The sequence below is a fragment of the Jatrophihabitans sp. genome (genome assembly GCF_036000465.1).
GTDB lineage: Bacteria > Actinomycetota > Actinomycetes > Mycobacteriales > Jatrophihabitantaceae > Jatrophihabitans.
The window spans coordinates 62,161-81,961 of sequence record NZ_DASYFV010000006.1; the positions used below are offsets into that span (position 1 = coordinate 62,161).

Annotated in this window: 26 protein-coding genes; 19 read left to right on the forward strand and 7 right to left on the reverse strand. The window is 71.5% G+C overall.

The window, feature by feature from the left end; genetic code table 11:
- The first annotated feature begins 16 nt into the window (after positions 1-16).
- Genes VGN18_RS01585 through VGN18_RS01595 form a run of 3 tightly spaced genes read left to right on the forward strand, consistent with a single transcriptional unit; the run spans position 17 to position 2,795 of the window.
- Positions 17-775, forward strand: coding sequence for a hypothetical protein (locus VGN18_RS01585; RefSeq protein ID WP_327537869.1), 759 nt, complete (start codon positions 17-19; stop codon positions 773-775).
- Positions 772-1,617: an FAD:protein FMN transferase gene (locus tag VGN18_RS01590; RefSeq protein ID WP_327537870.1), complete on the forward strand. Its 846-nt coding sequence runs from the start codon at positions 772-774 to the stop codon at positions 1,615-1,617. Before VGN18_RS01585 ends, VGN18_RS01590 begins: the two co-directional genes overlap by 4 nt.
- Positions 1,614-2,795 (forward strand): CaiB/BaiF CoA-transferase family protein, encoded by a 1,182-nt coding sequence (locus VGN18_RS01595; RefSeq protein ID WP_327537871.1) that lies wholly within the window; start codon positions 1,614-1,616, stop codon positions 2,793-2,795. The genes VGN18_RS01590 and VGN18_RS01595 overlap by 4 nt, the downstream gene beginning before the upstream one ends.
- Here VGN18_RS01595 and VGN18_RS01600 read toward each other — a convergent pair whose 3' ends face one another.
- Entirely contained in the window at positions 2,796-3,974 is a 1,179-nt protein-coding gene (locus VGN18_RS01600) for an acyl-CoA dehydrogenase family protein (protein ID WP_349259807.1), read from the reverse strand.
- Between the two features lie 74 nt (positions 3,975-4,048).
- On the opposite strand from VGN18_RS01600, the gene VGN18_RS01605 reads away from it, so the two are divergent.
- Genes VGN18_RS01605 through VGN18_RS01615 form a run of 3 tightly spaced genes read left to right on the forward strand, consistent with a single transcriptional unit; the run spans position 4,049 to position 5,964 of the window.
- Positions 4,049-4,276: a hypothetical protein gene (locus tag VGN18_RS01605; protein WP_327537873.1), complete on the forward strand. Its 228-nt coding sequence runs from the start codon at positions 4,049-4,051 to the stop codon at positions 4,274-4,276.
- Positions 4,277-4,321: 45 nt separating this feature from the next.
- On the forward strand, positions 4,322-5,257 hold the full coding sequence (locus VGN18_RS01610; protein WP_327537874.1) for an aminotransferase class IV: 936 nt from the start codon (positions 4,322-4,324) through the stop codon (positions 5,255-5,257).
- Positions 5,254-5,964, forward strand: coding sequence for a hypothetical protein (locus VGN18_RS01615; RefSeq protein WP_327537875.1), 711 nt, complete (start codon positions 5,254-5,256; stop codon positions 5,962-5,964). The genes VGN18_RS01610 and VGN18_RS01615 overlap by 4 nt, the downstream gene beginning before the upstream one ends.
- Before the next feature lie 20 nt (positions 5,965-5,984).
- Here the strand turns inward: VGN18_RS01615 and VGN18_RS01620 are convergent, their stop codons facing one another.
- A complete protein-coding gene (locus tag VGN18_RS01620) occupies positions 5,985-6,344 on the reverse strand; it encodes a YciI family protein (RefSeq protein ID WP_327537876.1) in 360 nt (119 codons plus the stop codon).
- 111 nt (positions 6,345-6,455) lie between these two features.
- Between VGN18_RS01620 and VGN18_RS01625 the strand changes: the two genes are divergently transcribed.
- Positions 6,456-7,001 (forward strand): dihydrofolate reductase family protein, encoded by a 546-nt coding sequence (locus VGN18_RS01625; RefSeq protein WP_327537877.1) that lies wholly within the window; start codon positions 6,456-6,458, stop codon positions 6,999-7,001.
- Between the two features lie 9 nt (positions 7,002-7,010).
- Here the strand turns inward: VGN18_RS01625 and VGN18_RS01630 are convergent, their stop codons facing one another.
- The 3 genes from VGN18_RS01630 to VGN18_RS01640 all read right to left on the reverse strand — a co-directional run bounded on the left by VGN18_RS01630 (position 7,011) and on the right by VGN18_RS01640 (position 9,986).
- Positions 7,011-7,226, reverse strand: a complete 216-nt coding sequence (locus VGN18_RS01630; RefSeq protein ID WP_327537878.1) for a dodecin — start codon at positions 7,224-7,226, stop codon at positions 7,011-7,013.
- A 69-nt stretch (positions 7,227-7,295) separates the two neighbouring features.
- Positions 7,296-8,546 (reverse strand): EAL domain-containing protein, encoded by a 1,251-nt coding sequence (locus tag VGN18_RS01635; RefSeq protein ID WP_327537879.1) that lies wholly within the window; start codon positions 8,544-8,546, stop codon positions 7,296-7,298.
- 165 nt (positions 8,547-8,711) lie between these two features.
- Positions 8,712-9,986: a competence/damage-inducible protein A gene (locus VGN18_RS01640; protein ID WP_327537880.1), complete on the reverse strand. Its 1,275-nt coding sequence runs from the start codon at positions 9,984-9,986 to the stop codon at positions 8,712-8,714.
- A 122-nt stretch (positions 9,987-10,108) separates the two neighbouring features.
- Between VGN18_RS01640 and VGN18_RS01645 the strand changes: the two genes are divergently transcribed.
- Together VGN18_RS01645 and VGN18_RS01650 are read left to right on the forward strand one after the other, a co-directional pair.
- Complete coding sequence (locus VGN18_RS01645) at positions 10,109-10,366, forward strand: hypothetical protein (RefSeq protein ID WP_327537881.1); 258 nt, start codon at positions 10,109-10,111, stop codon at positions 10,364-10,366.
- A complete protein-coding gene (locus tag VGN18_RS01650; RefSeq protein ID WP_327537882.1) occupies positions 10,366-10,572 on the forward strand; it encodes a CsbD family protein in 207 nt (68 codons plus the stop codon). Before VGN18_RS01645 ends, VGN18_RS01650 begins: the two co-directional genes overlap by 1 nt.
- A 51-nt stretch (positions 10,573-10,623) precedes the next feature.
- Here VGN18_RS01650 and VGN18_RS01655 read toward each other — a convergent pair whose 3' ends face one another.
- On the reverse strand, positions 10,624-10,794 hold the full coding sequence (locus VGN18_RS01655; protein ID WP_327537883.1) for a hypothetical protein: 171 nt from the start codon (positions 10,792-10,794) through the stop codon (positions 10,624-10,626).
- Between the two features lie 183 nt (positions 10,795-10,977).
- Between VGN18_RS01655 and VGN18_RS01660 the strand changes: the two genes are divergently transcribed.
- Positions 10,978-11,187 (forward strand): hypothetical protein, encoded by a 210-nt coding sequence (locus tag VGN18_RS01660; RefSeq protein WP_327537884.1) that lies wholly within the window; start codon positions 10,978-10,980, stop codon positions 11,185-11,187.
- A gap of 4 nt (positions 11,188-11,191) precedes the next feature.
- On the opposite strand, the gene VGN18_RS01665 is transcribed toward VGN18_RS01660, so the two are convergent.
- Positions 11,192-12,235, reverse strand: a complete 1,044-nt coding sequence (locus VGN18_RS01665; protein WP_327537885.1) for a peptidoglycan-binding protein — start codon at positions 12,233-12,235, stop codon at positions 11,192-11,194.
- Between the two features lie 269 nt (positions 12,236-12,504).
- Here VGN18_RS01665 and VGN18_RS01670 point away from each other — a divergent pair, with 269 nt between their 5' ends.
- The 9 genes from VGN18_RS01670 to VGN18_RS01710 all read left to right on the forward strand — a co-directional run bounded on the left by VGN18_RS01670 (position 12,505) and on the right by VGN18_RS01710 (position 19,747).
- Positions 12,505-13,122 carry a hypothetical protein gene (locus VGN18_RS01670; protein WP_327537886.1) on the forward strand — a complete coding sequence of 206 codons (618 nt, stop codon included), beginning with the start codon at positions 12,505-12,507 and terminating at the stop codon, positions 13,120-13,122.
- 46 nt (positions 13,123-13,168) lie between these two features.
- Entirely contained in the window at positions 13,169-13,744 is a 576-nt protein-coding gene (locus VGN18_RS01675; protein WP_327537887.1) for a TerD family protein, read from the forward strand.
- 115 nt (positions 13,745-13,859) lie between these two features.
- A complete protein-coding gene (locus VGN18_RS01680; protein ID WP_327537888.1) occupies positions 13,860-14,438 on the forward strand; it encodes a TerD family protein in 579 nt (192 codons plus the stop codon).
- A 16-nt stretch (positions 14,439-14,454) separates the two neighbouring features.
- Positions 14,455-15,561, forward strand: a complete 1,107-nt coding sequence (locus VGN18_RS01685) for a DUF475 domain-containing protein (protein WP_327537889.1) — start codon at positions 14,455-14,457, stop codon at positions 15,559-15,561.
- Positions 15,562-15,574: 13 nt separating this feature from the next.
- Positions 15,575-16,258 carry a hypothetical protein gene (locus VGN18_RS01690; RefSeq protein WP_327537890.1) on the forward strand — a complete coding sequence of 228 codons (684 nt, stop codon included), beginning with the start codon at positions 15,575-15,577 and terminating at the stop codon, positions 16,256-16,258.
- A 75-nt stretch (positions 16,259-16,333) separates the two neighbouring features.
- The gene (locus VGN18_RS01695; protein WP_327537891.1) at positions 16,334-17,605 is read left to right on the forward strand and encodes a toxic anion resistance protein; all 1,272 of its coding nucleotides are present in this window, start codon (positions 16,334-16,336) and stop codon (positions 17,603-17,605) included.
- Positions 17,606-17,630: 25 nt separating this feature from the next.
- Entirely contained in the window at positions 17,631-18,119 is a 489-nt protein-coding gene (locus VGN18_RS01700; protein ID WP_327537892.1) for a hypothetical protein, read from the forward strand.
- A 23-nt stretch (positions 18,120-18,142) separates the two neighbouring features.
- On the forward strand, positions 18,143-18,706 hold the full coding sequence (locus VGN18_RS01705; RefSeq protein ID WP_327537893.1) for a TerD family protein: 564 nt from the start codon (positions 18,143-18,145) through the stop codon (positions 18,704-18,706).
- Positions 18,707-18,733: 27 nt separating this feature from the next.
- On the forward strand, positions 18,734-19,747 hold the full coding sequence (locus VGN18_RS01710) for a hypothetical protein (protein ID WP_327537894.1): 1,014 nt from the start codon (positions 18,734-18,736) through the stop codon (positions 19,745-19,747).
- Positions 19,748-19,801: the final 54 nt, after the last annotated feature.

Consider the following 19,801-nt stretch of genomic DNA (forward strand, 5'->3'; position numbering starts at 1 on the left):
GAGTAAGGACCCCGCTATGAAACGCGCTCTGCTGGTCACCGCCGGCACCGTTGCCGGACTCGTCTCCGTGCTGGCGTACTCGCCCCTCGACCAGGCCACCGCCGTGCTGTCGGAGGGGTCCGCCAACGCCGCCGGCCTCGGCGCCCCACCGGCCGCGCCGGCCGGCGCCGGGGCCGCCGCTCCCGATGCCGCCTCGGCGTCGCAGCAGGGGCCGCCGGCGACATCGGGCTCCGGCCGACCGGCCGGGCCCGCGAGTGGTCCGTCGGCGCGTCCCGAACCGCCGGCGAGCCGTCCGGCGACGTCGCACCCGGCCGCCGCGTCCAGCAGCACCGGCACCGCGGCCCGGACTTCGCTCCCGGCACCGGCGACCCCGACGACGTCGGCCGCACCGAGCCGGGTCGTCGCGCGGCCGACGCCGCCCCCCGTCCGGAAGACCAGCAGCCGGCCTCCGGCGCCGCGGCCGACGACCCACACACCGACGCCGCCGCCCACCCCCGCCGGCCCGCACGACTACACCGGCTCGGCCGTCACCTACAAGTACGGCACGCTGCAGATGGCGATCCGCGTCGTCGGCGGCCGGATCACCGATGCCTGGGCGGTGACCTACCCGCAGGGTTCGTCGCAGCCCTACTCGGAGATGGCGATCCCGATCCTGCGGTCGCAGACGATCGCCGCGCAGTCGGCGCACATCTCCGGCGCCACCGGCGCCAGCCTGACCTCAGCATCCTGGATCACCTCGTTGACGGCGGCCCTGACCGCCGCGGGCCTGCGTTGACGACATCGACGCCCGCCGCCGCGCCGACCGTCACGCTGGCCGGGCCGGGGCCGTGGGAGCGGCGGGTGCACGTCGAGCACGTGTGGGGCACCGTCGTCACCTTCGACCTGCGGGCCGCGTCGTTCGCCGACGACTACGACGACGTGCTGGCCGCGGCGGTCGCCTACCTGCACCAGGTGGACGCCTGGTTCTCGACCTACCGCCTCGACACCCCGATCGCCCTGCTGCGCAACGGGTTGATGCCCCTGGAGGTCGCGCCGCGCGTGGTCCGCGAGGTGCTCGACGCCTGCGCGTTCGCGCGCGAGCTGACCGGTGGCGCGTTCGACCCGTGGGCCGTGGCCGGTGGCGTCGACCCGTCGGGCTACGTGAAGGGGTGGGCCGCCGGCCAGGTCGCCGACCGGCTCGTCCGCGCCGGGATCCCGAACGTCGCGGTCGACGCGGCGGGCGACATCGCGTGCCGCGGCGCGCAGGCGCCCGGCGAGCCGTGGACCATCGGCGTCCTCAACCCCTACGACACCCAACAGATCGTCGAGGTCGTGCACATCGGGGACGGCGCCGTCGCGACCAGCGGCCTGTACGAGCGCGGAGCGCACATCGTCGACCCGGCGACAGGCGACCATACCGTCTGGTACGACTCGGCCACGATCGTCGGTCCGGACGCCGGACTCGCCGACGCGCTGGCCACCGCCGCGCTCGTCACCGGCCCGGCGGCGGCCGCGTGGTTCGCGCGGTTGCCCGGCTGGTCGGTCTATTTCATCAAGGACGGCCAGGCGTCGTTCTTCGGACCGGCCTTCGAGGGCCGTCGCGAAGGGGCCACCGGTTCTGGACAATCCGACGGGTGAACCCTGAGCCGAGCCCCCTGCCCCTCGCCGGCGTGACCGTGGTGTCGGTCGAGCAAGCGGTGGCGGCCCCGTTCGCCACCCGCCAGCTCGCCGACCTCGGCGCCCGGGTCGTCAAGATCGAGCGGCCCGGCGCCGGCGACTTCGCCCGCCGCTACGACCGCACGGTCAAGGGGCTGGCTAGTCACTTCGTCTGGCTCAACCGCGGCAAGGAGTCGCTGACCCTCGACCTGAAGGACCCCGCCGCGGCCGGGGTGCTCGACCGGCTGCTCGCGACGGCGGACGTGTTCGTGCAGAACCTCGCTCCCGGTGCGGCGGCCGGGCTCGGGCTGAGCGCCGAACGCCTGCGCGAGCGCGACCCGCGGCTGATCGTGTGCGACGTGTCGGGCTACGGCACCTCAGGACCCTTCGCCGGGCGGCGGGCCTACGACCTGCTGGTGCAGTGCGAGACGGGTGTCCTGTCGGTGACGGGCACCCCGCAGCAGCCGGCCAAGGTGGGCATCTCGGTGGCCGACATCTCGGCCGGCATGTACGCCTACTCCGCGATCCTCGGCGCCCTCTACGCCCGCGAACGCACCGGGGTCGGCGCGGCGCTCGAGGTGTCGCTGTTCGACTCGCTGGCCGAGTGGATGGGCCAGCCGATGTACTACGCGATGTACACCGGCTCGGCGCCGCCGCGCACCGGCACCAACCACGCCACCATCGCCCCCTACGGCACCTTTCGCACCGCGGACGGAGCGGTGCAGCTCGGCGTGCAGAACGAACGCGAGTGGGCGCGGCTGTGCACGCAGGTGCTCGACCGTCCGGCGCTGGCGGCCGATCCGCGCTTCGCCTCCAACGACCTGCGGGCCCGCCACCGCGACGACCTGACCGCCGCGATCCAGGCCGCGTTCGCGACGCTCGACACCGCCGAGGTGCTGCGCCGCCTCGACGGCGCCCGCATCGCCAACGGCGCGTACAACACCGTCACCGACCTGCTCGAGCACCCGCAGCTGCAGTGGACGTCGGTCGACACCCCGTCCGGTCCGGTGCGGGCGCTGCCCCCGCCGGTGCGCATCGCCGGGATGGAGCCGGTGCTGGGCGCCGTCCCGGACGTCGGCGAGCACTCCGAGGCGGTGCTCGCCGAGCTCGGCTTCGACGCCGCGACGATCACCGCCTGGCGCGACGCCGGCACCGTCTGATCAGCGGGCCCGCGAGCGCTGCACGAGCCGGCGCGCGATGACGGTGCGCAGGATCTCGTTCGTCCCCTCGCCGACGATCATGAGCGGCGCGTCGCGGAAGTAGCGCTCGACGTCGTACTCGGTCGAGTAGCCGTACCCGCCGTGGATGCGCACCGCGTCGAGGGTGACCGTCGCGGCCATCTCGGAGGCGAACAGCTTGGCCATGGCGGTCTCGAGATCGCTGCGCGCGCCGGTGTCGTACACCTCGGCCGCGCGCAGGGTCAGCAGCCGGGCGGCGTCGATGCGGGTGGCCATGTCGGCCAGGTAGTTGCCGATCGACTGGTGCTGCCAGATCGGCCGACCGAACGTCTCCCGCTCCTGGGCGTAGCGCAGCGCGTCGTCGAAGGCGGCCCGGGCGACACCGACCGCGCGCATGGCCACCTGGATGCGTCCGATCTCGAGGCCGTTCATCATCTGCCCGAAGCCGTGCCCGGGCTCGGCCCCGAGCACCGCGGCCGCCGGCACCCGGAAGCCGTCGAAGTGCAGCTCGCAGCTCTCGACGCCCTTGTACCCGAGCTTGGGCAGGTCCTTCGAGACGGTGAAGCCGTCGCCCGGCTCGGCCAGCAGGATGCTGATGCCGCGGTGCGCCGGCTCGGCCGCCGGGTCGGTCTTGACCAGCAGGGCGAACAGGTCGGCGTGCCGCGCGTTGCTGATCCAGGTCTTCGCGCCGTCGACCACCCAGCCGGCGCCGTCGCGCCGGGCGAGCGTGCGTAGCGCCTGCAGGTCCGAGCCGCCGCCCGGCTCGGTGAGCGCCATCGTCGCGCGCAGCTCGCCGGTGGCCATCCGCGGCAGGTAGCGCTCGCGCTGCTCGTCGGTCCCGAAGCGCAGCAGCAGCCGGCTGACCACGGCATGGCCGCCGAACGCGCCGGCCAGGCTCATCCAGCCGCGGGCGAGCTCCTCGGTGACCAACGCGAAACACGAGGTCGAGACCCCGAACTCGCCGTACGGCGCCGGGATGGCCAGGCCGAACACGCCGAGCTGCTTCATCTGCTCGACGAGCGCCCCGGGGTAGGTGTTCGCGTGCTCGAGCCCGGCCGCGACCGGCCGCACCTGCTCGTCGACGAAGTCGGCGACGACGTCGACGATCTGCTGCTCCTCGGCGCTGAGCGCGCTCACCACATCTGCCTCCACGAAGGACATCGCCGCCGGACGTATCACCGCCGGCCCGTCGCGTTCCTTACCTCGCACACCCATCCTGGACCCCGGGGGATCCGATGTCCGTGCTCGGCGCACTCGACGCCACCCGGCTGTGCGCGCGCTGGTCGGAGCCGACCGATCCAGCGGCGTGGGCGCGTCCCGTGCCGACGCCGTCAAGGCCGCACCGCGCGGCGGTTGAGGCCTGGTCGTGGCGCTCGTGGGCCCGCAACCCGCACGCGCTGCTGCTCACCGGCATGGTCGGCACGAGCCTGCTGGCCGAGGCGGCCGTCCGCGCCGTGCGCTGAACCTCCCGGTGCCCGCCGTCCGGTGCCATGCGCGATGATCGCGCCATGGCCGACACGCACGGGACGCACGATTACCTGGACGATCCCCGCAACGCCGAGATCCTGATCAGCGTCAACGGGGAGCTGGTGCCGCGAGCCCGGGCCGTCGTCAGCGTGTTCGACGCGGGCTTCGTCCTCGGCGACGGGGTGTGGGAGGGGTTGCGCGTCGCCGACGGCCACCCCGCCTTCCTCGACCAGCATCTCGACCGGCTGTGGGAGGGTGCGGCGGCGATCATGCTCGACATCGGGCTGACCCGTGACGAGTTGACCGCGCGGCTCTACGCCACCCTCGCGGCCAACGACATGACCGGCGACGGCGTGCACATCCGGCTCATGGTCACCCGCGGCCCGAAGTCGACGCCGTACCAGGACCCGCGCATGTCGGCCGGCCCGGCGACCGTCGTGATCATCGCCGAGCACAAGGACCCGCTGCCGGCGACGGTGGAGCGCGGGCTCTCGCTGTTCACGGTGCACGTGCGCCGCGCCGCGCCGGATACGCTCGACCCGAAGCTCAACGCGCACAGCAAGCTCAACGACATCACCGCGTGCATCCAGGCCTACACGGCCGGCGCCGACGAGGCGCTGATGCTCGACCCGCACGGATTCGTCGCCACCTGCAACTCGACCCACTTCTTCATCGTGCGCGGGGACGAGGTGTGGACCTCGAGCGGCATGTACTGCCTCGGTGGCATCACCCGCAGCAACGTCCTGCGCGTGTGCGGCGACGCGGGCATCACCGCCCGTCAGCACAGCTTCAGCCTCACCGAGGTCTACAGCGCCGACGAGGCGTTCGTGACCGGCACCTTCGCCGGGCTGGTCCCGGTGCACACCGTCGACGGCCGCCGCATCGGGACGGGGCGACGCGGCCCGATGGTGGAGCGGCTGCAGGGGCTCTACCAGCAGCTCGTCCGGGCCGACGTCGCGGCGCGAGGTGCGCGATGACTGACGTCCGCCTGGCGATGTGGTCGGGGCCGCGCAACATCTCCACCGCGCTGATGCGCTCGTGGGAGAACCGGCCCGACACCCGGGTCGTCGACGAGCCGCTCTACGCCTACTACCTGCAGCAGACCGGCCTGAACCATCCGGCGCGCGAGGAGGTCGTCGCGGCGGGGGAGCCCGACTGGCAGGCGGTGGTCGCCGAGCTGACCGCGCCGCAGGACGGCGTCTACTACCAGAAGCACATGACCCACCACCTGATCCCGCAGCTGCCGCGCGAGTGGATCCCGCAGCTGACGAACGTGCTGCTGATCCGCGACCCGCACGAGGTGGCGGCGTCCTACGTGCGCTCGCGCACCGACATCGTGGCCGAGGACATCGGCCTGGTGCAGCAGGCCGAGCTTTTCGACCAGCTCGGCCCGGCGACGCCGGTCATCGACGCCGCCGACTTCCTCCGCGACCCCGAGGGCTACCTGCGGTGGTTGTGCGCCTTCGTCGGCATCGAGTTCACCGACGCGATGCTGCACTGGCCGCCCGGCCCACGCGACTCGGACGGCGTGTGGGCGCCCCACTGGTACGACGCCGTCCTCGCCTCGACCGGCTTCGAGCCGTACCGCCCGCGTGACGTGCACCTGAGCGGCGACGCCCTCGTGGCCGCCGAGCGCAGCCGCCCGCACTACGAGCGGCTGCACGGACTCCGCGTGGTGCTCTGACCCGGGGCCGGGTGTGCCGGTCAGCCGCGGGACACGCGATGCGGGAAGCGGTGCACCTCCTGCGGCCAGCCGACCGCGACGGCGATGCGGCCGGCCCAGTAGCGGGCCGCCTCGTCGTCGGCGACGTCGACGACCGCGAAGCCGCCGAGGTGCTCCTTGGTCTCGACGTAGGGGCCGTCGCTGAACACCGGCGCGCCGTCGGTCGGGACGACATTGCAGATTGCGGTCGATGCGTCCAGGCCGCCGTCGCTGAAGACGAAGACGCCCTGCTCGGTCATCTCGGCGATAACGGCGCGGGCGGCGGCACCCCGCTCGCGCATCTCGTCCGTCGTCAGCTCGGGGGTCCACTCGTCGTTGAAGGCGATCAGGTACGGCGCCATGGGTAACTCCTCACTATTCGGCAGCCCGGACGGCTGCTCCCATCATGTCCACGAACGACCGGGCGCCGATCCGACACCGCGCTGTCGGACCCTACGTGCATGCTTGCGATCATGCGCCGATTGATCGTCACCGAGAACATGTCCTTCGACGGGGTCGTGGCCCCCATGGACGGCTGGTTCGACCCGTCCGCCCAGGACGAGGAGGTCGTGGCCGCCATCAACGCCTACGACGGCGAGTCCGACGCGATGCTGTTCGGCCGCACGACCTTCCAGGACTTCGAGAGCTTCTGGCCCAACCAGGTCGACGACCCGACCGGCTTCACCGAGTACCTGAACAACGTGCAGAAGTACGTCTTCTCCACGACGCTCGAGAGCACCGACTGGCAGAACTCGACGATCCTGAGAGGACCAGTCGACGAGGAGGTCGCCGCGCTCAAGGCGGCGCCCGGTCTCGACATCGAGATCACCGGCAGCATCTCGCTCGTCCACGCGCTGTGGCCCACCGGCCTCATCGACCTGATCCGCATGTGGGTGTTCCCCGCGGTCCAGGGCTACGGCCGGCGGCTGCTGCCCGACGGCCTGGCCCAGCGTTTCGAGCTCACCGAGGCCCGCGGGTTCGGCTGCGGGGTGGTGCTGATGGAGTACCGGCCGGTCTGAGCCGGGCGCTCAGTCCGCGTCCTCGAGCCGGAAGCCGACCTTCAGCCCGACCTGGAAGTGCGCGACCTCGCCGTCCTCGATCTGGCCGCGGATCTCGGTGACCTCGAACCACTCGAGGTTGCGCAGGGTCTGCCCGGCCCGCGACACCCCGTTGCGGATCGCCTGGTGCACGCTCTCGGGCGAGCTGCCGACGATCTCGGTGACTCGGTACGTGTGGTTCGACATGGCGACCTCCGACGACGGGTAACGGTGCCGTCGATCAGATCGGTCGCGGGCGCCCCACGCAAGGCCCCGTCACATGGAGATGCGGCGCAGCGCCTGGGCGAGGTGGGCGGCCAGGCCCCGGCCGTTGGCGATGTCGTGCGTGGTCCACCGGCGGTGGGTCCGGTGGGTGAACTCGAGAACGCCGATCGGCTGGTCGGCGATCGTGATCGGGATCATCAGCAGGCTCGCATGCCCGTTGCGCCGCATGATCTCGGCTTCCGCGGCGTCGGCGTCCGGGTCGCTCAGGTGCACCTCGACCGTGTTGACGGTCTGCAGCACCATCTGGGTCGCCGGGTACTCGCTGAGGGCGTACTCGGCGCTGTCCAGCAGGGTGTCGGTGGAGAGGATCTCGCGCAGGTAGCCGTCCCGGCCGAGCACCGAGACGCCGATCGCGTCGATGCCGATCTCGGCCGTGGCCTGGGCGGCCGCGGCGCGCAGTTCGGCCAGCCCGGTGGCGGCGGTGAGCGCGGAGGTCGCGGCGTGCATGCCGTGCGTGTACGCCGTGGCGACGCTCGTGCCGGCGCGGCGCTGCAGCAGGTACGAGCGGGTCTGCTGGCAGGTGGCCACGACGAGGCGGCCGATCGGCTGCAGCACCTGCGACGGCCGGCCGATCGCCCAGCCCTGCCCCTGGTCGACGTCGAACTCGGCGAGCGCGATCAGGTCGTCGAGCGTCTCGACGCCCTCGCCGATCACCACCGCGTCCATCCGGTGCGCGAAGGTGACGAGGGCTTCGAGTACCGACCGCTGCGCCGCGCTGTCGCGCACGCCGGTCACCACGGTGCGGTCGATCTTCACGTAGTCGGGTCGCACGGACGCGAGCCGCAGCAGCCCGGCGTAGCCGGTGCCGACGTCGTCGACGGCGATCTGCGCACCCCGCACCCGCAGGTGCGAGAAGTGGTCGTGCAGGGCGCCGGGGCTGCTGGCCTCGCTCTCGGTCACCTCGACGATCACGCCGTCGAGGTCTGCGTCCCAGCTGCGCGCGATCGCCGGGTGGTGAAGCACGTCGGGGCTGAGGTTGATGGCAAGCCGCACGCCGTCGGGCACGTCGCCCCGCCGGGCCAGCGCGGCGCGCAGGCAGGCGGCCTCGAGGGCGTACCCGAAACCGGCGTTGTGGGCCCGGGCGATGATCTCCTCGACCGGGAGGTCGCCCGCGTGCGCGAAGCGGGCCAGGGCCTCGACGGCGACCACCGAACCGGTCGCGATCTCCACGACCGGTTGCAGCACGATGTCCAGGCCGTCGAGGAGCGTCGAAACGTCCATCTCGGCCGGTCCCGGACGCACCTTTTCGACCATGACCGTCCCGCATCGCGAAGCATCGGTGTGCGCAGGATAGTCGCGCACCGTCCTCTGCACGAATCGTGCAACGAGGCCGATGGTGACATCAGTTCGAGCCGGCTCGGCGGTACCCCGCCGGGCGTGTCCGAATCGTGTTGCGACGGCCGGGCGTCAGCCGAGCAGCAGCTCGCGCAGCATGTGCATCGCGACGAGCACCGAGCGGGCCCGGACATCGGCCCGCCCGCCCGGGATCATCGCGCGGCGCGGGATCGTGCGGCCGTCGCGCGACACGCACAGGTGCACGAGCCCGACCGGCTTGTCGTCGGTGCCACCGTCCGGCCCGGCGACCCCGGTGATGCCGACGCCGATGTCGGCGCCCAGCCGCGCGCGGGCGCCTCGGGCGAGCGCCTCGGCGACCTCCGGACTGACGGCGCCCACGCGCTCGATGAGCGCCGGGTCGACGCCGGCCAGCTCGTGCTTCGCCTCGTTGGAGTAGACGACGAGGCCGCCGAGGACGTAGGCCGACGATCCGGGCCGGTCGGTGAGCCGGGCGGCGAGCAGACCGGCCGTGCACGACTCGGCCGTCGCGATCGTGGCGCCCTGCTCCAGCAGCGCGTCGGTGACGATCTCGTCGATGGTGCGGCCGTCGGGGGAGAACATCACCTCGCCGTGCGCCTCGGTGAGCGCCGCGTGCAGCGCGTCGTAGGCGGGCTGGGCCTCGGGGGCGAAGCGGGTGACGATCTCCAGTTCGCCGCTGCGCAGGCAGGTGGTGATCTCGAGCCCGTCGAGGCGGTCGTGGTGGGCCCGCAGGGTGGCAGCGAGCTCCGATTCCGGGGTGCGCCACAGCCGGACGGTGCGCTGGCGCAGCTCGCGACGACCCTCGATCGCGGCCAGCACGACGGCGTTCGTCGTGACCGCCGGCCACATGCCCTGCAGCTCGAACGGCGGGCCGGGCAGGACGACGATCGGGGGACCGGTGCGGCCGTCGGCGACCGGGACGACGAGCCCCGGTGCAGTGCCCACGGGGGCGAGGACGTCGGCGCCGACCGGCACCAGCGCCTGCTTGCGCGTGGCGGCGGCCGTGGCGGCCGGGTCGGTCTGCCAGCCCCGCCCGGCGCTGAGCCGGGCGACGATCTCGCCGATCCGCTGCTCGAGGGCCTCGTCCAGCTCGCTCGGCCGGCCCTGGAACTCGGCGACGACGGCGGCGGTCAGGTCGTCGGCGGTGGGGCCGAGGCCGCCGGAGGTGAGGATGAGATCGACGCCGGAGGCGGCGAGGTGCTCGAGCGCGCCGGCGAGGTCCCCCGGCCGGTCGCCGACGACGACGATCTGGCCGATGTCGACGCCGAGGCGGCGCAGCTCCTCGGCGAGCCACGGACCGTTGCGGTCCGACACCCGCCCGGTCAGCACCTCGGTGCCAGTGACGACGACTCCGGCCCGGGTGCCCATCCGACGATCGTAGGCAGCGCGCCGACGCCGGGTGCGCCCGCTCACACGCGGGGAAGATCGACGGCGGGACGGGTACCCACTGGACAGCGCACCACAGTCACCTAGCACCGAAGGAGAGTTCAGTGCAGATTCCCCGCATCGATCCCAAGAACGCGCTGGGTCTCGTCGACAAGATCGTCGGCCTGGGCAAGGAGATCATCGGCACGATCACCGACCAGGACCGGCTCAAGAAGGCGGGCCAGATCCAGCAGGACAAGGGCACCGAGCGCCTGAAGGCCGTCCAGGCCCAGTTCGAGGCCGACGCCCACGAGTCGAAGGCGGCGGCCGCCGGTCGCGCCCAGAAGAGCGCGCAGAAGACGAAGGAAGCGGTGAACAGCTGATGGGTATCGGCGAGACGATCAAGGGCACGTTCAAGGAGAAGGCCGGCGACCTGACCGACGACGAGTCGCTGCAGGCCGAGGGCGAGGCCCAGCAGACGAAGGGCGAGGCCGAGAGCGACGCCAACAAGGCCCGCGCCGAGGCGCAGGCCCACGAGAAGAAGGCCGACGCGCTCGAGAAGGAGCAGGAAGCCCTCGAGCAGCAGTAATTTGCGCAGCACGGAAGCCCGGACGGTGACACCGTCCGGGCTTCGTCGCATTCACGTGCGGGTCGGGTCGACGCGCTCGATCTTGCCCAGCACCTTCTGGGCGGCGTGCAGGATCTCGGCCTCGTCGTGGCCGAAGCCGGAGATGTAGGCGTGCAGGGCGTTCTTGACGACCTGCAGTTCCTCGTCGGTGAGCTCGATCGACGCGATGCTCGGTGCGCTCATGGGGTCCTCCGTATCGGTCGCGGTGCCGCCGGGGGCTCCGTCGGTCCCTGGACCCAGCGTCGTCCAGGACCGGTCCCGAGGGGAGGGGCGTAGGGCGCCGACCGCGACGGGACTTTCGACACACATCGGCCGGGTGCGTCCCGATCGGGATAGTCGCGGGCCGGGTCGGGGAACCCACCCTGCATGGCATCCGAGAAGTCCGAGCCCGACGTCGAGACCGACCCGAACCGCGCCGACAGCCGGGACACCGGTGGTGTCGAGAACGACGCCGATCCGAACCAGGGCAGCACGACGAGCACGACGCCGGACGGCGAGTACGTCGGGCGCATCGCCGGTGACGACGTCGGCTACGCCGGGGAGACGGGCGCGGAGCGCCGCGCCGAGGCGGACTGACGGCCTACGGGTTTCGGTACTTGCCCGTCCAGGCCAGCCGCCAGGTGTTCGGGCCGATGTAGCCGTTGGGCACCAGGCCGTTGAGCCGCTGGAGTTGCTCGACCACCTGCAGGGTGTGCGGGCCGTACTGGCCGGTGCCGACCGGGAAGTAGCCGCGCTTGTGCATCTGGTCCTGCCAGACCTTGATCCGATTGCTCACGTCGCCGTAGCGGTACCAGCGCGAGCCGCCGGGGAACGCCGGGATCGTCGTCCGCACCGGCGGCTTCGGCGTGACCTTGACCGGCGGGGCCGGCGTCGGGGTGGTCGGGGTGCTGTAGCGGCCGGTCCAGGCCAGGCGCCAGGTGTTCGGGCCGATGTAGCCGTTCGGCACCAGGCCGTTGAGCCGCTGGAGCTGCTGGACCACTTCCAGGGTGTGCGGGCCGTACTGGCCGGTGCCGACCGGGAAGTAGCCGCGTGTGTGCATCTGGTCCTGCCAGACCTTGATCCGGCTGCTCACGTCGCCGTAGCGGTACCAGCGCGAGCCGCCCGGGAAGCCCGGGACGGCCGACGTACCGGTCGAGCCGCCGCGGTCGACCTTGATGTCGCTGATGCGCCCCGAGCGCGCGTCGGCGTCCTCGCGCAGGCCGAGGATGCCGGCGCACTGCCAGGGCTGCCAGCCGCGCTCGCGGTAGAGGATCAGCGCCCGGGCGTCCTGCTCGGCCTTGGACGCGAGGTTGGGGTAGCCGGATCCGCCGACACTGCGCCAGGTCGACAGGTCGAACTGGTAGGCGCCGAAGTGCTCGTTACCGGTGTTGGTCGAGTAGTCGTTGCTCGACTCGCACATCCGCAGCCGGTACCAGGTGGACGCCGACGGGTCGGCCGAGGCGAGCGATCCCGGCAGCACTGCGCTGGTCACCGCCGCAGCGACGAGCAGGATCGCGCCGGCGACGGCGGGCCGGCGGTGCGGGCGGGGGTCCTGACCGGGTGCGGCCGTGGCGTTGCGCAGGGTCCACTCATCGAAGAACGACGAGGCGGATCCGGGGGCAGAGCGCGACCGGCTCCATCTCATGGCAGGCGTCCTTCCGAGGGCCGAACTTCGTCCCAACTGCACCAACCGTCACACAGACAACACCAAAATCACAACCCGAAGTCCCGGTTGATTCGCCATCGTCGGGCGTGTCGGAGCGGTGGAATCGCTGATCCGTGCTAATCGCGCGATCGCGGTGGGCGAATCGGTTCACGGCTCTGCACTAGCCTGGAACACGTCCGGACCCGTCGCGCAGTTGACCGGTCGCGATCATGGACGAGACGAACGCACGACATTGAGGAGACGCCACCGTGAGCTATGAGTTGCCGGACGAGGGCGACTCCGAGATCCGCAAACGCGCCGCCTGGCTGCTGGGGATGTTGGCTCTGGTCGCTGCCCTGTTCGTGGGCATCATGATCACCTTCGTCTCCACCTCGGGCGGCGGTGGGAACCACAACGCCGGGCCGGTCGGCCCGACGACGTCCTCGCCCCCCTCGACCTCGGCGCCCCCCTCGACGAAGACCGCCGCCGGCGCCCCGAACACCCCGGCCACGAGCTCGTCGTCCGCGCCCTCGACGCCCGCCGTTCCGCGCGGCTCGGCCACCTGCCCGACCTCGGCCAAGTGCGCGCTGACGGGCGACATCGGCGGCGCGGTCGCCGCCGTGAACGCCTACCGCACGCAGCACGGCAAGCCGGCCCTGCCCGGCACCGTCGCCGCCGTCGCCGCCCAGTGCGCGCTGACGGACGGCAACAACTGCCCCGCCGCCTTCGCCGAGTCGCAGGTGCCCGGTCCGGACGGCACCACGGCCGTGGCCAAGATCGAGTCGCTGGCCAAGTTGCTCGATCCGGCGATGAAGTCCTTCGGGGTCGGTTGGGCCTACGACCCGGGCAGCAAGAGCTACTACTTCGCGGTGGTGCGCAACGGCTGACCCCCTAAGCTCGATCAGTCAGGCCACCGATCGGAGCGAGGGAACGATGACTGTCAGTCTCACCAAGGGCGGCAACGTGTCGCTGACCAAGCAGGCCCCCGGGCTCAACGCCGTCGTGGTCGGCCTCGGCTGGGACGCCCGCACGACCGACGGCAAGGCGTTCGACCTCGACGCGAGCGCGATCGTGTGCAACGCCGACGGCAAGGTCATCTCGGACAAGCACTTCATCTTCTTCAACAACCTGACCTCGCCCGAGGGTGCCGTGCAGCACTCCGGCGACAACCTCACCGGCGAGGGCGGCGGCGACGACGAGCAGGTCAAGGTCAGCCTGTCGAGCCTGCCGGCCGAGGCGGCCCGCGTCGTCTTTCCCGTCTCCATCTACGAGGGGGACACCGCGGGCCAGACGTTCGGCCAGGTGCGCAACGCCTTCATCCGGGTGGTGAACCAGGCCGACAACGCCGAGCTCGCCCGCTACGACCTGTCCGAGGACGCCTCGACCGAGACCGCGATGGTCTTCGGCGAGCTCTACCGCAACGGCGACGAGTGGAAATTCCGCGCCGTGGGCCAGGGCTACAGCGCGGGCCTCGCCGGTATCGCCCGGGACTTCGGCGTCAACGTCTGAGCCGGTTCACGGGTAGTTCTGCGCCGGCTGCGGAACCAACTCCGGGCTGTCGCACGTTGGCACTACAGTCGATTCACAAGATTTTCTCGATCATTCGGCACGAGAGGAACCACCGATGAGTGTCAGCCTGAGCAAGGGCGGAAACGTCTCCCTGAGCAAGGAGGCACCGGGTCTCACCGCCGTCCTGGTCGGCCTCGGCTGGGACGTCCGGACGACGACCGGCGCCGACTTCGACCTCGACGCGTCGGCGTTGATGGTGGGCACGTCGGGCAAGATCCTGTCCGACGCGCACTTCATCTTCTTCAACAACCTGACCAGCCCCGACGGCTCGGTCGAGCACACCGGCGACAACCTCACCGGTGAGGGCGAGGGCGACGACGAGGCGATCAAGGTCAACCTCGCCGGCGTCCCGGCCGAGGTCGACAAGATCGTCATCACCGTGTCGATCTACGACGCCGAGGCGCGCGGCCAATCGTTCGGCCAGGTGCGCAACGCCTTCATCCGCGTCGTGAACCAGGCCGACAACAAGGAGTTGACCCGCTACGACCTCTCCGAGGACGCGTCGACCGAGACGGCGATGATCTTCGGCGAGCTGTACCGCAGCAACGCGGAGTGGAAGTTCCGGGCCGTCGGCCAGGGCTACAGCACGGGGCTCGCGGGCATCGCCCGCGACTACGGCGTCAACGTCGGCTGAGCGGGCCGGACACCACGTGTTCCTTCGGACATTCGGCGGTTCCCTCGTTGTCGCTGTCGTCGGCCTGACGGCCGGCTTCCTCTACGGCGGCAGCACCGGGCTCGCGCTGGCCGCGATCCTGGCCGTCCTCGAGGTGTCGCTGTCGTTCGACAACGCCGTCGTCAACGCGACGGTGCTGGTGCGGATGAGCCCGTTCTGGCAGCGGATCTTCCTGACCGTGGGCGTGGCCATCGCCGTGTTCGGCATGCGGCTGGTGTTCCCGCTGCTCATCGTCGGCATCACCGCGAAGCTCAGCCCGGTCGAGGCGATCCGGCTCGCGCTGGACAAGGGTGACCCGAACAAGCCCGGCACCTACGGCTACCTGCTGCACCAGGCGCACCCGGCGATCGCGGCGTTCGGCGGGCTGTTCCTGCTGATGCTGTTCCTGGACTTCATGTTCGAGGAGCGCGAGATCACCTGGCTGGGCTGGATCGAGCGGCCGCTGGCCCGCATCGGCAAGCTCGACCAGCTCTCGGTCGTCATCGCCCTCGCCGCGCTGGCGGTGTCGGCCTACACGCTGGCGCCCGCGCACAAGATCTCGACCGTGCTGGTGTCCGGCGTGCTGGGCATCGCCACCTACCTGCTGGTCAACGGTCTGGGTGAGTTCTTCGACGAGGCCTCCGACGACGACGACGCCGACGAGGTCGAGGCCGAGCTGGTGAACAAGAAGAAGACGATGCACGTCGTCGGCAAGGCCGCGTTCTTCCTCTTCCTCTACCTCGAGGTGCTCGACGCGTCGTTCAGCTTCGACGGCGTGGTCGGCGCGTTCGCGATCACCTCCGACCCGATCATCATCGCGATCGGCCTGGGCATCGGCGCGATGTTCATCCGCTCGCTCACCGTGTACCTGGTCCGCAAGGGCACGCTGGCCGAGTACGTGTACCTCGAGCACGGCGCCCTGTGGGCCATCGGCGCGCTGGCGGTGCTGCTGCTCGTCACCATCGAGTACGACGTCCCCGAGGTCGTCACCGGCCTCATCGGGGTCGCCTTCATCGGCGCCGCGCTCGCGTCGTCGATCGTGCGCAACCGGCGCAACGAGCCGAGTGACGCCGCCGAACCGGCGCCGGCTCCGGCCGCAGTCTGAGAGAGGTAGCGCCATGGGAATCGACTACACGAAGCGACCGGGTGCCCCCGAACCGGCGCCGGCGCCCGCGCCGCCCGCCGGCGGCGTGTCCCTGAGCAAGGTGACGCTCACCAAGTCCGCGCCCACCGTCTCGCTGAGCAAGCACGGCGGCAACCAGGGTCTGATGCGGGTCAACCTCAACTGGGACGCCAAGGCGCCGGCCAGGGGGTTGTTCAAGAAGAACACCCAGCTGGACCTCGACCTGGGCTGCCTCTACGAGTTCGCCGACGGCAGCAAGGGGGTCGTCCAGGCGCTCGGCAACTCGTTCCGGGCCCGGCCGCGGGGCAGCAGCCAGGACCTCATCTGGCTCGACGGCGACGACCGCTCCGGCACCAACACCGGTGGCGAGAACCTGTTCGTCAATCTGGAGGGGCTGGCCCAGATCAAGCGCATCCTCGTGTTCGCGCTGATCTACGAGGGGGCGGCCAACTGGGCCGCGGCCAACGGGATCACCACGATCCTGCCGCTCGGTGCGCCGCCGATCGAGATCCACCTCGACGACCCGCGCGACGGTGCCCGCATCTGCGCGATCGCGCTGCTCACCAACGAGCGCGGCGAGCTGACCGTGCGCCGCGAGGTCAACTACCTCAACGGCGCGCAGCGCAAGCTCGACGAGACCTACGGCTGGGGCATGAACTGGACGGCCGGGCGCAAGTAGCGCCGATTTTCATCCCGCGCCGAATACCCTGCACACCCACGACGCATCCGATCCGTCCGCGAGGAGTCTGACGCCATGTCCGAGCTTGACCTGGGGGCCACCTCGACCCCCGCTGCCGCCGCCGCGCCGGCACCCGCTGCCGGCGGCCTGGTGCTGACCCCGCCCGCGCCCGTGTCGGTGGTGAAGGAGGAGGAGGCCGCCGGCGCGATCCCGGTCGACGACGCCAAGAAGTCCGAGCTTGCGCAGCGGGCCGAGGCCTTCGCCGCCGAGCTGGCCGCCATGGACCCGCGCACCCCGGAGTTCTCGCAGAAGGTCGACACCATCGCCTCGATGGGCGACAAGGATTTGCGGGCGTCGGCCAACGTCTCGAACCGCATGCTCGACCGCCCGGCCGCGGTGATCCGGGCCAGCAAGGGCGGGGGTGGCGGCGACGCCCAGACCCGCGTCGCCAGCACCCTCAACGAGCTGCGCAACACCGTCACCGACCTCGACCCGAACCGCGCCGACCTCGCCGGGGTCAAGAAGGTGCTGAAGTGGCTGCCGGGTGGCGACAAGATCCAGAAGTACTTCCAGAAGTACGAGTCGGCGCAGACCCAGCTCAACGCGATCATCAAGTCCCTGGAATCCGGTCAGGACGATCTCCGCAAGGACAACGCGGCGATCGAGACCGAGAAGCAGAACATGTGGACCACGATGGGCAAGCTGAGCGAGTACAACCAGCTCGCCGGCGCGCTCGACGACGCCGTGGCCCAGAAGGTCGCCGAGCTCGAGGCGGCCGGCAACACCGAGGCGGCCAACACGCTCAAGTCCGACGCACTGTTCGCGATCCGCCAGCGGCGGCAGGACATCATGACCCAGATGGCCGTGTCGGTGCAGGGGTACATGGCCCTCGACCTCGTGCGCAAGAACAACCTCGAGCTGATCAAGGGCGTCGACCGCGCGCAGACCACGACCATCTCGGCGCTGCGCACCGCGGTCATCGTCTCGCAGGCGCTTGCCCGGCAGAAGCTGGTCCTCGACCAGATCAGCGCGCTGAACACGACGACGTCGAACCTGATCGAATCCACCTCGCAGCAGCTCAAGGTGCAGGGTGCGGCGATCAACGAGCAGGCCGCCAGCAGCACCATCGACGTCCAGAAGCTGCAGGCCGCGTTCGACAACGTCTTCGCGACGATGGACGCGATCGACAGCTTCCGCACCCAGGCCGTCGACAGCATGGCCCAGACCGTCACCGCGCTCGAGGGCCAGATCGAGCGGGCCAAGCCCTACCTCGAACGCACCCGCAGGGGCGAGGTCGGCGGCGCGCAGTTCGGCGGCACGGCCGACCCGCGCCAGATCGGCTCGTGACCCCCCGGCTCGTGACCCCCCGCTCATGACCTGGTTCCGGCGCGGCGCCCAGCGCGACGACGCGCCGCCGCCCCCGGCGCCGACCGACGACGACTCGCCGGCGGCGCTGGTGGCCCGGCAGCGGGAGCTCGTGCAGTTCATCAACCGCAATGCCGGCAAGCTGCCGGTCGAGGCGGTGGTCGTCGCCCGCGGCATCACCGACAAGATCCGTGAGGTGATCGACACCTCCGACGACCGCGAGCTCGACATATACGCGGTCGTGTCGATCAACGGCATCGTCAAGGACTACCTGCCGACGACGATGAAGGCGTACCTGAACCTCGACCCGGCGCTGACCGAGCGACCCGGGCCGCGCGGGCGCACCCCGCGGGCGGCGCTGCGGGAGCAGCTCGACTCGCTGGCCATCGCGGCCGACGACCTGTTGCAGGCGACCCGCTCGCACGACGTCGACGCGCTGTTCTCGCAGGGCAACTTCCTGTCGACGAAGTTCAGCCGCTCCGACCTCGATCTCTGAGCCCGACTAATCTCGACAGCGAGATGGCTGAGATGAAGCGGGGCGCCAACGTCGCCCTCACCCGTGAGATCCCCGGGCTGCGCGCACTCGTGCTGGGCGTGACCTGGAACGCCGGTTCCGAGCGCGCTCTCGACGACAACCTGGTCTTCGCGACGATCCTGTGCGGCGCCGACGGCCGGGCCCGCTCCGACCAGGACTTCGTGTTCTTCAACCAGATCAGCTCGGCCGACGAATCGGTGCAGCAACTCGAGCAGGCGCTCGGCCCGGACAACGAGCAGATCGAGGTCGACCTGGCTGCCGTGCCGGCGGAGATCGACCGCCTCGTGCTCGTCCTCTACGTCAACGACGGCCCGGCGCAGCGCCGCACGCTCGGCCAACTGCGCTCGTGCGTCGTGCGGGTGCTGAACGCCGACGGCAACTCCGAGCTGGTCCGTTCCGAGGAGCTCGCCTCGGCCTTCAACACCGAGACCGCGGTGGCGCTCGGCGAGGTGTACCGGCACGGCGCCGACTGGAAGTTCAAGGTGCTCGGGCAGGGCTACTCGAAGGGCATCGCCGGCATAGCGTCCGACTACGGGATCCCGCTATGACGACGGTGGCGCTGTGACGGTGGCGCGGTGAGTCCGTTGCCGGAGCCGGCGGCGGCGGCGCCGCGGGCCGATCTGACCTTCCTGCGCCGGCGGTCCCGTCCGGCGGCGGCGCCGCCGCCGCGCGCGACGGCGCCCCCGCCCGCGCCGGCCCGACCGATCGACTACTCCCGCCCCGATCGCGCGCGCACTCCGGCGAGTCCGCCACCCGCGACCGGCTCGCTCGATCTCTCGTCGCCGGCGACGCACGTCGACTACCGCCGGCCCGATCGCGCCCCGGCCCCGCCCGCTGTGCCGCCGTCGCCGGCTCCGTCGTCGAGCTCGCTCGACCTGTCCGCGCCGGCCCGACCGACGGCACCTCGATCCCGACCACCCGCGTCGGCCGGCTCGCTCGACCTGTCCGCCGCGCCCACCGCTGCGGCGCCGGCGCCGGCACCGTCCGCGCCGCACGGTCCGGCGCTGCGGGTGCGGCGCGACGTGCGGGTCGGGGCCCGCCAGCAGTACCTGCTGAGCATCGCCAAGCCGACGGTCACGCTCACCCGGGCGCAGTCCGGCATCGGGCAGCTGTCGATCGAGGCGGTGTGCTCGCCCGAGGTCGGCGACCTGCGGCTCGGCGCGGCGTACCAGTTCCGCTCCGGCGGCTCGTCGACCGTGCAGCACGCCGACGGCCACCGCTTCGCGCCGCCGTCGTCCCGGCGACCGGTGCTCGTCGCCACCCGCGAGGAGTACGAGCGGATCAGCGTCGACCTGCGCCAGGTGCGCGACATCGAGCGGGTCGGCATCTACGCCTACTCCGAGTCACGCGCCGAGCTGACGTGGGGCGGCACGCTGGTGCTCTCGACCTTCGGCGGCGCCCGCGTCGAGCTGCCGCTCGAGACGCTGGACGCCGGCCGGATCGCGATGCTGATGTCGCTCTACAACCTGGACGGCGAGCTCGTCATCCGGGCCGAGATGGAGACCGTCGCGGGTGACGTCCGCGAGGCCGCCCGCGCCTACGGCTACGACCGGATCACCTGGCGCGACGACCGCGCCCCGGTCGACTGATCGCCGTGGTGAGCGTCCACCTCCGGTGACCGCCCGCTGAGTACGGGGCCGGGG

Excerpts from the sequence above, each read along its gene's own strand:
- VGN18_RS01585 (WP_327537869.1), top strand. The coding sequence starts at position 17 with ATGAAACGCGCTCTGCTGGTCACCGCCGGCACCGTTGCCGGACTCGTC.
- VGN18_RS01600 (WP_349259807.1), bottom strand. The coding sequence starts at position 3,974 with ATGTCCTTCGTGGAGGCAGATGTGGTGAGCGCGCTCAGCGCCGAGGAG.
- VGN18_RS01605 (WP_327537873.1), top strand. The coding sequence starts at position 4,049 with ATGTCCGTGCTCGGCGCACTCGACGCCACCCGGCTGTGCGCGCGCTGG.
- VGN18_RS01610 (WP_327537874.1), top strand. The coding sequence starts at position 4,322 with ATGGCCGACACGCACGGGACGCACGATTACCTGGACGATCCCCGCAAC.
- VGN18_RS01615 (WP_327537875.1), top strand. The coding sequence starts at position 5,254 with ATGACTGACGTCCGCCTGGCGATGTGGTCGGGGCCGCGCAACATCTCC.
- VGN18_RS01620 (WP_327537876.1), bottom strand. The coding sequence starts at position 6,344 with ATGGCGCCGTACCTGATCGCCTTCAACGACGAGTGGACCCCCGAGCTG.
- VGN18_RS01625 (WP_327537877.1), top strand. The coding sequence starts at position 6,456 with ATGCGCCGATTGATCGTCACCGAGAACATGTCCTTCGACGGGGTCGTG.
- VGN18_RS01630 (WP_327537878.1), bottom strand. The coding sequence starts at position 7,226 with ATGTCGAACCACACGTACCGAGTCACCGAGATCGTCGGCAGCTCGCCC.
- VGN18_RS01640 (WP_327537880.1), bottom strand. The coding sequence starts at position 9,986 with ATGGGCACCCGGGCCGGAGTCGTCGTCACTGGCACCGAGGTGCTGACC.
- VGN18_RS01650 (WP_327537882.1), top strand. The coding sequence starts at position 10,366 with ATGGGTATCGGCGAGACGATCAAGGGCACGTTCAAGGAGAAGGCCGGC.
- VGN18_RS01655 (WP_327537883.1), bottom strand. The coding sequence starts at position 10,794 with ATGAGCGCACCGAGCATCGCGTCGATCGAGCTCACCGACGAGGAACTG.
- VGN18_RS01660 (WP_327537884.1), top strand. The coding sequence starts at position 10,978 with ATGGCATCCGAGAAGTCCGAGCCCGACGTCGAGACCGACCCGAACCGC.
- VGN18_RS01665 (WP_327537885.1), bottom strand. The coding sequence starts at position 12,235 with ATGAGATGGAGCCGGTCGCGCTCTGCCCCCGGATCCGCCTCGTCGTTC.
- VGN18_RS01675 (WP_327537887.1), top strand. The coding sequence starts at position 13,169 with ATGACTGTCAGTCTCACCAAGGGCGGCAACGTGTCGCTGACCAAGCAG.
- VGN18_RS01680 (WP_327537888.1), top strand. The coding sequence starts at position 13,860 with ATGAGTGTCAGCCTGAGCAAGGGCGGAAACGTCTCCCTGAGCAAGGAG.
- VGN18_RS01690 (WP_327537890.1), top strand. The coding sequence starts at position 15,575 with ATGGGAATCGACTACACGAAGCGACCGGGTGCCCCCGAACCGGCGCCG.
- VGN18_RS01695 (WP_327537891.1), top strand. The coding sequence starts at position 16,334 with ATGTCCGAGCTTGACCTGGGGGCCACCTCGACCCCCGCTGCCGCCGCC.
- VGN18_RS01700 (WP_327537892.1), top strand. The coding sequence starts at position 17,631 with ATGACCTGGTTCCGGCGCGGCGCCCAGCGCGACGACGCGCCGCCGCCC.
- VGN18_RS01705 (WP_327537893.1), top strand. The coding sequence starts at position 18,143 with ATGGCTGAGATGAAGCGGGGCGCCAACGTCGCCCTCACCCGTGAGATC.